The organism is Calothrix sp. CBUCES-K 9914 (genome assembly GCF_059640475.1).
In genome coordinates, this window is sequence record NZ_JBXXZH010000002.1 from 20,127 (window position 1) to 32,922 (window position 12,796).

Annotated in this window: 7 protein-coding genes; all 7 read left to right on the top strand. The window is 37.3% G+C overall.

The features are described from left to right. The first annotated feature begins 222 nt into the window (after positions 1-222). The 7 genes from AC2JBO_RS00530 (at position 223) to AC2JBO_RS00560 (ending at position 12,760) form a co-directional block, all read left to right on the top strand. Complete coding sequence (locus AC2JBO_RS00530) at positions 223-996, top strand: ATP-binding cassette domain-containing protein (protein WP_496951658.1); 774 nt, start codon at positions 223-225, stop codon at positions 994-996. Positions 997-1,131: 135 nt separating this feature from the next. Next, entirely contained in the window at positions 1,132-1,323 is a 192-nt protein-coding gene (locus AC2JBO_RS00535; RefSeq protein ID WP_496951659.1) for a hypothetical protein, read from the top strand. A gap of 296 nt (positions 1,324-1,619) precedes the next feature. Then, positions 1,620-3,029, top strand: coding sequence for a hypothetical protein (locus AC2JBO_RS00540; RefSeq protein WP_496951660.1), 1,410 nt, complete (start codon positions 1,620-1,622; stop codon positions 3,027-3,029). A 32-nt stretch (positions 3,030-3,061) separates the two neighbouring features. Further along, the gene (locus AC2JBO_RS00545; RefSeq protein ID WP_496951661.1) at positions 3,062-4,432 is read left to right on the top strand and encodes a DUF1822 family protein; all 1,371 of its coding nucleotides are present in this window, start codon (positions 3,062-3,064) and stop codon (positions 4,430-4,432) included. 69 nt (positions 4,433-4,501) lie between these two features. Continuing rightward, entirely contained in the window at positions 4,502-4,648 is a 147-nt protein-coding gene (locus AC2JBO_RS00550; protein ID WP_496951662.1) for a DUF4351 domain-containing protein, read from the top strand. A 342-nt stretch (positions 4,649-4,990) separates the two neighbouring features. Then, positions 4,991-10,339 (top strand): tetratricopeptide repeat protein, encoded by a 5,349-nt coding sequence (locus tag AC2JBO_RS00555; protein WP_496951663.1) that lies wholly within the window; start codon positions 4,991-4,993, stop codon positions 10,337-10,339. A gap of 72 nt (positions 10,340-10,411) precedes the next feature. Continuing rightward, on the top strand, positions 10,412-12,760 hold the full coding sequence (locus AC2JBO_RS00560; protein ID WP_496951664.1) for a CHASE2 domain-containing protein: 2,349 nt from the start codon (positions 10,412-10,414) through the stop codon (positions 12,758-12,760). Positions 12,761-12,796: the final 36 nt, after the last annotated feature.

The window sequence follows — 12,796 nt, forward strand, 5'->3', positions numbered from 1 at the left end:
CGATACGTGCGAAGAGACGAATAATTATCTTTACCACAGAGACGCAGAGGGCACAGAGAAGAGTATAGCAACAGATTATGAACGGATGTAACGGATATTTAGTGTTTTTCTAGAAACTTTTATGCAGATGCTTACAAACCTATCATAAATTAATTGAGTAAAGGCGAGTTATTTAAAAATTTTCAGTACAACATTACAATTAAGTTAAACCTGCCTAGGCTTATGTCTCAAAATAACCAAATTGCCGTTGAGTTTCGCAATGTGACGCTACGTCGCAACAACCGTTCATTAGTGTCTAACCTCAATTTTAGTATATATAAAGGCGAGGCGCTGGTGTTGCTTGGGCGTAGTGGTAGCGGTAAGACTACGACGATGAAGTTGATAAATAGACTTTTGGCGCCGACTATTGGTGAGGTATTATTTGATGGTATCCCCACTACAGAGTGGGATGAAATCAAGCTGCGGCGCCGGATTGGTTATGTAATTCAGGAGACAGGTTTATTTCCACATTTTACTGTAGAACGTAATGTTGGTTTAGTACCGTCGTTGGAAGGTTGGAAACCAAAGCAAATCAAAACACGCGCGCATGAGTTATTGAATTTGGTGGGGTTGGAACCTTCGACTTTTGCACAGCGTTATCCGCATGAACTTTCTGGAGGACAGCGGCAACGGGTTGGTGTTGCAAGGGCGCTAGCTGCTGACCCACCGATGTTGTTGATGGATGAACCATTTGGGGCACTAGACCCGATAACGAGATTAGAGATACAGCAAGAATTTAAACATTTGCAACAGGAATTGGGGAAAACTGTTGTTTTTGTCACTCACGATATTCAAGAGGCTTTTATTTTAGCTTCGCGAGTAGGTTTAATGTACCAAGGAGAATTGATAGTGTTGGAGGCGCCTTCTCTGTTCATGACTTCTCAACACCCTGAAGCAAAGGCTTTTTTACGATGTCTTGAGTATTCATTACCATCAGACAGATATAGCGGTTCTTAGTAAGCGTAAGGTACAGATAGAATATCTTGTGGAGCGGCTGTCCTCAGCCGCCCTGCCTTAATTTAAAGGCACTCTTTTACCAGCAAGACAGTAAACCAAATTACTGGGGCTGTTTTACTGGTGGGTATAATTTATATGTCTAAATTACTGGGGCTGTTATTCATATCCCCCAGTAATTACTCGCTCCTCGAACTGGTACGTGTACAAAAGCCCTATTTATGTAAGGCGCCTACCACTGCCTGGAATTCGTTAAAAATTTCTGCTAAGTTCGCTTCTAGTGGTGCCAATGCTGAACTGTCGCTGTTGAAGACAATTTACCTACCGTGAATGAACAATTTACCAATAGTATTGAACAGAAAAAACAACCTGCTAAAACCAGGGTTGAAAGGAGGCGCCGCATATTGGTACTGTATTAATTTTGCTAGATGTGTGTATTTCTAAGGTTTTGGAGAATATGCAATTTTCAGAAATTGCATAAGGTCAAATTCTCCAGAATTATTAGAAGATGATGATAAAGATAATTGTAAAATCAGGTACTCAGTATGAATTGTATCAAAATATTATTTGCGTATAGAAGCATTCACTATGTGACAATTAAAAATGACCACTGAATAAAAATACTTATGGGCGATGCTTCAAGATATTGGAAATTGGTGAGGATGGATGCAGGAGGGAACCGGAAAATTCTGGAAATCCCTGCTGCTAGGTCATTTTTCGTGCAAGTGTTTGGCGAATTAGCACAAGATGATGTATCGGATGGTGACATTCAGCGGCAATTACTACATTTGTATCAGAATGCATCTGGCGAAACAGCTTTGCTTGCGGAGCGTTGTTTACTTTGTTTCATTTCTGGAATTTTAGAAAAAGGTTGTCTACAATTAGAAAGAAACTTTGGTGAAAAGTTTAATTTTAGTTGTAAAGATTTATTATTGTTTGTTCTGGATGATGACAGTAGATTATCGCCAGTCAGCGAGTATAAATGTTTTTCTCGTAAGATTCTTCAGAGCTTTGATTCACAGCAAGGTAGTCTGGCTACTTGGGCGATAATAAAAGTTAAACAGCATCCCGAACTAAATAAATTTTTGTTGTCACGCGGTGTTCACTTGATTAGTAATTGGGCGATTTTAAACGATACTCAACCTAAACAATTAGAGCGCATTCTCAAGGATTTTCATACCTTAAGTGATGGAGAAATTCAAGAAGCACAAACTTTATTACATAGTTATCATACAGTATATCGCGTTCAAAGACTACAACAAATTAGAAAAAGGGTTAGGAGTACATGCGATGAACCGACTTTTACACAATTAGAAGATATTGCTCAAAGTATTAAGAATAAAACAGGTAGGTTATTTGAAGCTGAAACTGTGAGACTCAAGTTGGAAAAGCTGGCTTCTCAATTACGTGATTATCGAATTTATGTTCGAGGTGGTTCTTTACCTACAGATTCTCTAGACGCTGTAAATGGAGTCGAGTATAATTCTTTATTAGACAAAATTCCTGCTCCCTCAACCAGTAATATTGTTGAATCAAATGATGAACAGTCAGAGTTTTTACAGTATTACCGTCATCAATTTCAGATTTGCCTACAATCTGCTTTAGCCAAAGTTACAGAATCAAGGGTGAGACGATTACAACGAAAAAAAGATGACAAATCACAGATATTTTTGACTGCTCTCGAATTGTCTCAATGTCAAAAGTTAGCAATGAAGGATATTGCCGAACAACTGGGAATGAGAGCGCAAGACGCAGTATCTAAGCTGTTGAAACTAGATAATTTACGGGTTGATGTAGGACAGGAAATGTTGCTGATTTTAAAGGAATGCGTGAAAGAGAAAGCTCAAGTATACGCTGACGTACATGCTTTGAAAAAACTCGATGAGCAATTGACAGCGATACTTTCGGAAGAAATTAGCAAGATTATCGAAAATTCCGAAATTCAATCTCGAACAACGAGAAGTTATTTAAAAAGTGACATTTTTGCGGAACGTTTATGTGAATACCTCGATAATAGGAAGTTATTAAATAATTAATTATGCAAAACTTATCAATTAGTATCCCTCTCATGTCTTACCTTGACTTCGATGATTTACCAACATCAGCGATAACTCTTTCATCTGATGATATCGACCGGGCGGCAGAAATTAGCGAGTTGATTCCTAATGAGTTGAAGCAATGGCAAATGTATCTCAATAGTTTAGCTTTGTCTGCTTTTGAGCAATGGTTGGAGGAAAGAGCAGAATCTTTAATAGTTAATCGAGAGAAGTGTACGATTTTACAACCAGCATCAGCAAATTTTATTAATTGTGTAGCTAATTTACAAGTTGGCGAATTTAAAGTTTGTTTGATTGCTACAGGTAGTCTTAGCGATGAGATGGTGAGTTTATCGAGGGTAGTTGTCGATTTACCTGAGTTTATTCCCCACTTTTATGTTTTGGTGGAAATATTGGAGGAACGAGAAGCGGCAAATGTATATGCTTTTCTGTCTTATCAGGGATTGATAGAGGCGTTACATGTAGAGACGTTACATGTAACGTCTCTACAGTCGGATTGGAATTATCAACTACCCATATCTTGTTTTGATGAGAATCCAGATAGGTTATTACTGTATTTACGTTGTTTGGAACCATCGGCAATATCTTTACCCGCAATTCCTAGTAACCGCGCGGTGGTTTTATCAACTGTGCAAAATCAATTAGTCGAATTATTACCTCAGCTACAATCTCCAGAACGGGAGTTATCTGATGTTTTAACTTGGGAACAGGCAACAGCGGTGTTAACTAACCCTGAATTGCTGAACTGGGTTTATACGTTACAAAAGCAATATATGGAGGCGCCAAATAACCCTTCTGTTTATGGAAACACGTCGCTAAATTTGAATGCATCTTTACGGGACTTAATCAAATTAATTATACAACCAGCACTAAATACTGGACGCTGGTTATGGGATGAGTTGGATGAATTAGCACAGGGACTTTCTTGGGTGCTGTTACCTAGTTTTTCTACTGCTTTAGAAATGCGTCCAATGCGTAGTCCAGAAGAAGAGTTTGAAGTAATTACTACACAACTACGAGAGAGAGGGTTAGAAATTCCTATACAAGCGCGCGGTGCGTATCAAGATTTACTTTTAGCTGGCATACCTTTACGCATATATGCTGTAACTTGGCATTTGGTATCGGAGTCTCAACAACCAGAGTGGAGTTTACTGTTAATTTTAGGCGCCCCTGCTTTAAGTAGTTTACCCTCTAATATCAAACTTAGGGTCAGTGACCAAACGGGAATTTTAGAAGAACGGGGATTAGACGCGCAAACTAGTGATACTTATATATTTACCCGTGTTGTTGGTAATTGGGATGAAAAGTTTCTGGTAAGTGTAAGTTTGATGGATGGGGTTGAGACGACTTTACCACCGTTTGCGTTTAATTTAGGGAGATAGACTTATAAGGACGAGAAGAAGAGCGACAAGTAGCGGGAGCAACGAGAGCGCTCTCTGATTCTTCGACAGTTGACCATAAAACTAGGCGAATTGGATGAATCAATTCGTTCGCGCGTTTCTGTTATGTCGTTGGATCAACTTGAATTACTAGGTATAGCGTTGTTTGATTTTAGCACTATGGTAGATTTAGATGCTTGGTTGGAGCGGGTCGGGTGAAGGTGGATACTCAAATTAACGACGCACAGGTGCCTTTTTGTTCGGTTTTCACTACTTTTTATTCCAGAAAACCGTATTCACCACTTTATATTAATCCTCAATTCCTCTACTTATGGCAGAAAATTGCATAAATCTTATAGTTTTGTCAACCTCAGAACTTTTTTGGCTTTTCTTCACAATATCTTTAATTTAGGAATGATAACTAGTATTTGTACGGTATGGCGCCTTAAGGTATGGTAATTACACTGAGGTTCATTTTTTATTTTGCATAACGTGGTTTGTCCTCAGAAATACAAGAGATTAAGCAAACAATCGACTGTAGCCATATAAGAGGAGTAACCAATGTCTAACCGTTTGAAGAGTTTCGCCCTAGCTACTTTGGTATTTTCACTGACTTGTGGTGTTGGACTAGCAGCAAATGATTTAGTAGTCAAGCATACACTGGCACAAACTACTACAAGTTCAGATAAGAAAGTGGAAGCTGATAAGTTGTTTCAAGAGGGAGTGCAGCAGTTTCGGCGTGGAGAGTACCCGAAAGCGTTGCTGACTTATCAATGGGTGTTGGAGATACGGCGCCTGTTAGGCGATAAGGTAGGAGAAGCTGCGGCTTTAAATAAATTGGGAGAAATTTACAACGGGTTAAATCAACCTGACCAAGCTTTGGAAGTTTTGCAGCAATCTGTGAATTTATATAAGGTAATTGCGGATAAAGCTGCTAATAGTGACGTTCTAGATAATATTGGTACGAGTTATAGATTAAAAAATGATAATACCAAAGCATTAGAATTTTACCAACAATCCTTAATAATTCGTCAGCAGCTAAAAGATAGGCAAGGGGAAGGTAAGACGCTAAGTAATATTGGATTAACTTACAATAACCAAAAGCAATATCCGAAAGCTTTGGAAACTTTACAGCAAGCTTTAGCTATTCATCAAGAAGTCAAAGATAGTTATTGGGAAGGATATACTTTAATTAGAATCGGGGTAGTTTATGGTGATTCCAGTGACTACAAAAATGAATTGAAATATTATGAACAAGCTTTAATATTAAATAGAGAATTAGGAAATAAAGATGGGGAATTTCGTACTCTATGGAATATGGGATGGCATTATAATAGTCAGAAAGATTATGATAAAGCCATAGACTTTTGGCAGCAATCATTAGTAGTTGTAAGAGAAGTTCAAAATAAATCACTAGAAGCCCTAACTCTTATTCAGATTGGTGATACTTACTCTAATCAATCTCAATCTGATAAAGCGATTAGTTTTTATCAACAAGCACTATCTATAACGCAAAAATTAAAAAATAAACCACAAGAAGGCAGCATACTTGCAAAATTAGCAAATACTTATTTTAGCCTCAACCAATATGAAAAGGCAATTGATAGTTATCAACAAGCTTTATTGATTGCACGAGAAATACCCAATAATAAATCACAAACAGCCGCCCTTCTATATTTATTAGGGGATACTTATTTTAAGATAAAACAATATCAGCAGTCGTTGAGCTTGTACCAACAAGCGCTACCTATTGCCAAAGAAATTACCAATAAATCACTAGAAGCACAGATTCTCGACAGAATTGGTGATAGTTACTCCAATTTGCAGGAGTATGACCAAGCTATAGCAGCTTACCAAAAAGCTTTACCAGTTGCCCAAGAAGCAAAAAATCAGGGACTTACAGCAAATATCCTCATTGGTATTGGGTCGGCTTATAGCTTCAAAGATAATAAAGAAAAATACATAGAATACGTTCAGCAAGCATTAAAGATACAAAGAGAAATCAAAGATAAACCCGCTATCTTAAAAAGCCTATTATTAGTATCTTCACACTATGGTTCAAAAGCTATTAATTTCTACGCTAGAGGCTTAATTGCTCAAGCCAAAGCAGAATTACCACGTCGTATTGAGTTTGCAGAGGAAGCCTTAAAGCTTGCAAAAGAACTCAAGGAACAAGCCTCAGAAGCCACAGCTTTATATGCATTAGGTCAAAGCTACTTTATTTTAGGAGATAATCAGAAGGCGCTAGAATTCTCACAGCAAGCTGTCAAGATTGCGCGAGATATAAAAGACAGGGATCTCGAATATAGTGCCCTCAATAACCTTGCTCAAATTTATATGTCTCAGCGTAACACCGTTAAAAAAATTGAAGTAGGAGAACGACAAGTTGCAATTAAAAAAGAACAAAATGATTCGTTAGGTTTAGCTGATGCACTAGTTACTCTCGCTTCTGATTATGCAATTGCGGGTAAACATCAACAAGAGCTTGAAACCAATCAGGAAGCTTTAGCAGTAACACAGAAAATTGAAATTAGTCAACTACCTTCATATCAACAAGAAGATGCCCAAGAAGTGAAGCTCTTTGCCTTAGATGGATTGAGAAGTAGTTACGAAAATATGGGGCAACTCGATAAAGCATTAGAGTTTGCTAATGAGCATCTAAAAACAGCCCAAAGCTTCGGTAAAGCAAAGTTTGAAGCAGCAGCACGATTGAAATTAGCTTCTTTATATACCAATTCTTTTAGAGATAACCTTAAAAGCATTGATGCTGCACAAAAAGCTTTAAAGATTGCACGACAAATTCAAGAACCACAAATAGAAGCACAGGCACTACAACAATTAGGTGCTAATTATAATGAGCTTGGCAATTTTAGTAAAGCTCTAGAAGTCGCAGAACAATTATTAAATATTGCCAAGCGCTTAGATAACCCTCGCTTAGAGCGTGATGCTTTAGTCATTTTTAGAAATGTTTATCATGCTCAGGGTGAATTTCAAAAAGCTTTAGTTATGGCGCAAAAAGCTGTAGCTATCGCACAGCAAAAAAATCTTGGTGGAAATGAAATCACAGTTTTAGCTGCATTAAGTGACAGTTACTCATCTGTGGGAGATACATCTAAAGCTGTAGAAGCAGCCCAACAAATTTTAACTATAGCTAAACAACAAAACAATCCGAATTATGAAATACTTGGTTTAATGTACATGGGACGTGCCCACAAACTGCGGGGAGAATATCAACAGGGTGTTACTGCCCTAGAAAAAGCCTTGGAGATAACGCCAAAAAATAAATTTTTTGGAGGAGAGATAGCAGCAGTTGGTGAACTCGCAACTCTCTATGAAGCATTAGGAGAATATCAAAAACTTATTGCATTAGCAGAACCGCGTTTGCCACAAGTCAAGCAGCTAAAAAATCGTCCTGTTGAAGCAGGGATACTAATTGTGTTAGGCTATTCTTACAGCAGTATTGGTGAATATCAAAAAGGTACAGGGCTTGTTGAACAAGGTTTAGCAATTGCACGAGAACTTAAAAATCCTGCTCTTGAATCAACGGGTCTAGCGAAATTAGGCAGTATTTATAACTCTCGCAACGAGTATCAAAAAGCCTTAGAATTAACACAACAAAGTTTAAAAATTGCTCAAGAAATCAAAAGTTCACCTTTAATGCTAGAACCTCAAGCAACTCTAGGAGATATTTATCATAATTTAGGGGAGTATACGAGAAGTCAGGAGTATTACCAACAAGTATTGACGATAGCTCAAGAACTCAAAAATAGAAGAATTGAAGCTGCTGCCTTATTAATTCTCAGTCAAATTAATTTTAGGCAGAATGAATCGCAAAAATCTGTAGATTTAGCCCAAAATGCATTAAAGATATTTCAGCAAATTAAAGAACCTCGCTTAGAAGCACTTGCTAATTCAATAGTGAGTATTGGCTATGCTGATTTAGAAAATGACCAAAAAGCTATGGAGTCAGCAAAAATATATTTAGCGTTTGCTAGACAAGTAAAAAATACAGCTTGGGAAAAAAGTGCGTTAGCTTTAATTGGACACATACATCGCAAGTTTGGCAGAACAGAGCAAGCGATAGTTGCCTATCAACAAGCGTTAGCAATAAAAACAGATAACCAAGTAAAAGGTGCAGATGCAGGTATTTATGCTGGATTAGCACAGGTTTATCAGACTTTAAATCAACCAAATGTCGCCATTACCTACTACAAGGAATCAGTGAATAGGTTTGAAGAAATTCGTAGCAGTATTACAGGTTTACCCAAAGAATTACAAAACTCGTTCTTAAATTCAACTATTGATTTCGACAAGTTGAAGGTTTCAGATATATATGCTCAACTCGCAGGGTTATTAAATTCTCAAGGAGCGTATCAAGAAGCATTCCAAATCAGGCTACTTATCGAAAAGCAGGAAATTCGAGAAGCAAGGGGTTCTAGAGGTAGCACAGAAGGTAAATTAAATATCCCTCTCACTCGCACAGAAGCAAAGATTCCCCAGCAAGGTAAAATAACACTAGCTTTAGCTACTCAGATAAGTGAATGTGAAAAAACTAATTGCAGTCAACTAACTGAACTTAAGAATAAGCTCAGTACTTCAATTCAAGAATTTAGTAACGAATTGAAGAAAATTGAGCAAGAAATCGGAGAAAATCGTGCTAAAGATAAACAATCTTTTAATCCTGACGGACTAGGAAAAGCCCAAGCAATTGTTGAAGCGCAAGCAAAGGAAACACAAGCAAACACCGTGATGATTTATCCCTTGGTGCTAGAAAATGAATTGTGGTTACAAGTATATGGGCAAAAAGGGCTAGTCAAAACAGAGAAAGTCTCAGTATCGAGAAAGGAATTAAGAAATACAGCGAAAAAATTTCGTGAGTTAATGGCAAAATGTGAACTAGAAGGATACAACTGTAGTGGAAAAGATATTGCAGAAATACAGCAAATTAGTCAACAACTCTACAGATGGCTAATTAAACCTTTAGAAAAAGAATTAACTGATAATCAGGTCAAAAATCTAATTTTTGCACTCCACAGGGAAATTCGTTATATTCCCATGAGCGTACTTCATGATGGCAAGCAATACTTAATTGAAAAATATACAATTCATAATGTCACTACAGAAAGCTTTGATGAGAAAGAAAAGCTAACTAATAATATTCAAAATACTCCCCTTTTGGGAATGGGGTTATCTAAATCTGCTCCAGATCCAAATCCTAATTCTAATAAGAGCTTCCGCGCTCTATTAAATGTACCCAAAGAATTAGAAGCAATTATTAGTGAAAATACTAGCGAAAAACAAGGAATTTACCCAGGTAGAAGATATTTAAATGAAGTATTTAATTTTGCAACATTGCGAGATAATTTGAACAAATACAAAATTCTTCACCTTGCTACCCACGGTGTATTTGACTCAACAAGTCCAGAACAATCTTATATCTTAATGGGAGATGGTAATCCACTTACACCGACTATGATTTCCAGTTTGACAGAATTAAAGTATATTCATTTAGTTGTTCTGTCAGCTTGTCAAACAGCGCTTGCAACTTCTCAAAATCAAAATGAACCTCAAGATGGTGTAGAAATTAATACCCTGGCTTACGAGTTTATGAATCGAGGTGCTAAATCAGTAATGGCTTCTTTGTGGAAAGTTGATGACCCTAGTACATCTCAACTTATGCAAGAATTTTACAAAAATCTCGCTACTGGCAAAATGACAAAATCTCAAGCATTACGTCAAGCACAATTAAGTATGCTCAAAGGTAATAATTATACCGCAGAAAATGGTGATAAACGCGGCGCCTTTGTAGAGAGAGAACAAGGAGCATTACCCAGGAACGAACAGCGAAAAAGTAGTTACTCTCACCCCTACTACTGGGCGCCGTTTATTTTAATTGGTAACGGTTTATAAAAAACATCAGAGATGCAATAAATCGTATCTCTCCTCACCCACACATAATGCATTACCAATCAGCAACCACAAATGACCAACTTTTATCTTAAAGTCCAACACATCGAAAAAATTTGTTTATTTCAACTCAGCTGGGGAAAAGGACAGCAGCTAAATGTCACAATTCCCTATCCTCAAAATCTCACCATACTCTATCAAGATTGGCAACGTTCCTATCTAAATTATTACAACAATTACAAAAAACAATCAGTACGTGGTAGAGTGGCAGATGGTGGCGCCATTGCAACTCCACCTACTGATTGGCACGCAAAATTAGTTCAAGCTGAAGCTAGATTTTTACTGGAATTTCATAAATGGTTGCGCTGTGGGGAATTATATGAAATTCGTATGGCTTTAGCTAATGTGCCAGGGAATAAAGAAAAGATAGAAACACTTTCTCAATCACCACAGACTATAAACCTTTTCCTCACTTGCAACACCATAGATTTAGAACGCTTTCCTTGGGAATTTTGGGAAATTGGTACAGAATTTGCACTTTCTTCTGGCAAAGTTCGCATTGTTCGCACACCGATAAATATTCATCAAGGATTTGAGCATAAAAAGCATCGACTTGCTCGTAAAGTCAGAGTATTAGCAATTTTAGGTGATGAAAGTGGTTTAGATTTCAAAGCTGAAAAGGAAGCAATCCGTAAATTAAAAAATATCATAGATGTAAAATTTGTGGGTTGGCAGCCAGAAAAAAGTATTCCAGATTTAAAAAGGGAAATTAAAGATGCTATTACCTCAGACTTAGGTTGGGATATCTTATTTTTTGCTGGACATAGTAATGAGAATAATCTCACAGGTGGAGAAATTAGTATCGCAAAAAATATCGCTTTATCCATTAGTGAAGTGGCGCCATTATTAACTATTGCAGTGGAACGGGGTTTACAATTTGCAATTTTTAACTCCTGTAATGGTTTGAATATTGCCAACTCCCTGATTGACTTAGGTTTGAGTCAAGTAGCTGTGATGCGTGAACCAGTTCATAATGCTGTCCCAGAAGAGTTTTTACTGCGATTTTTGCAAGCTTTAGCGGAATTTAAAGACGTTCACGAAGCTTTATTACTAGCATCTCAATATCTAAAAACCGAGAAAAACCTCACATATCCTAGCGCTTATTTAATCCCTTCTTTATTTCGTCATCCCGAAGCACCTTTATTTCGGATTGAGCCATTTGGAATTAAACAAAGACTCAAAATAACTCGAAAAGAAGCTATAGCACTTACAGTTTTATTATTACTGAGTTTACAAGCTCCTATCCAAAGTAACTTATTAGGACAAAGATTGTGGGTACAAGCTGTTTATCGTCAATTAACAGGAAAAGTTACTAAGCAGGATTTTCCAAAAGTCTTATTAGTATCAATTAATGACGAATCAATCAAAAAGTCTAAAGGTCTAATTAGTAACCCTAGACCAATGAACCGCGAATATATTGCTAGTTTAGTTAATCAGCTAACGGATAAAGGAGCGAAAATAATCGGTATTGACTTTGTATTAGATCGACACCAACCACCAAATGATAAAATTTTAGCACAATCGATCAAAAAAGGAGTTAGTACATCTCTGAATCCAACTTGGTTTATATTTGCAGGGGATGAATCTGATGCTGGCGTATGGCAGACTGTGATACCAGAAATTGCCAGTTCTAATTGGAGTTTAGATGGTGAAATAAAAATATCATTTTGTGATGATATACAGCGTATGCCCTGTTATATGACACTGTTACCATCATCAAATAATAATTCAAAACCTTTTACTTTTGCAAGCTTATTGGCGTTATCACATCAATTAAAAAATTCTAATTACAGTACTAATGATAATAGTATAAATAATCCGCAGCTTCCACAACCAAAACTAGATAGTCAAAGCAATTTTTGGCAGCAGCTAAATAGTTATCTCAACAATAATAAGCATAATACTATTTTGCAATCGCCCCGTTCTCGCTTGCAACCAATCACAGATTATAGTGGGATAATCGCCCAAATGTGGCTACATCCTATTATTGATTTTTCTATCCCTCCAAACCAAGTATATGAATCCATCCCTGCTTGGCAATTGTTAGAAAAAAATGCTAAAAATCCGGCTTTGGCGAACCTGCAAAAACAAGTAGTTATCATCGCAGCAGGAGGATACGACGAAGCGGGAATGTCGATGGATAAGGAAGATAACTTCGATGTACCCCCAGCACTAGATTTTTGGCGCCTTCAACAGGGAAACAATAGCAGAATTATACCTGGTGGAGAAGTCCATGCCTATATGGTGCATCATTTTCTCACACAAAGATTGGTTATACCTATCCCCGATGTCTGGATATTGGGGGTTGCCGTCTTGACTGGGAAATACCTCTACTTTTTATTACGCCAAAATCCCCAGTTCTGATGCATCTAAACAGTAGAAATGTGTAGTGCAAGCGTT

Coding starts and splice junctions, on each gene's coding strand:
- AC2JBO_RS00530 (WP_496951658.1), top strand. CDS start 223: ATGTCTCAAAATAACCAAATTGCCGTTGAGTTTCGCAATGTGACGCTA.
- AC2JBO_RS00535 (WP_496951659.1), top strand. CDS start 1,132: ATGTCTAAATTACTGGGGCTGTTATTCATATCCCCCAGTAATTACTCG.
- AC2JBO_RS00540 (WP_496951660.1), top strand. CDS start 1,620: ATGGGCGATGCTTCAAGATATTGGAAATTGGTGAGGATGGATGCAGGA.
- AC2JBO_RS00545 (WP_496951661.1), top strand. CDS start 3,062: ATGTCTTACCTTGACTTCGATGATTTACCAACATCAGCGATAACTCTT.
- AC2JBO_RS00555 (WP_496951663.1), top strand. CDS start 4,991: ATGTCTAACCGTTTGAAGAGTTTCGCCCTAGCTACTTTGGTATTTTCA.
- AC2JBO_RS00560 (WP_496951664.1), top strand. CDS start 10,412: ATGACCAACTTTTATCTTAAAGTCCAACACATCGAAAAAATTTGTTTA.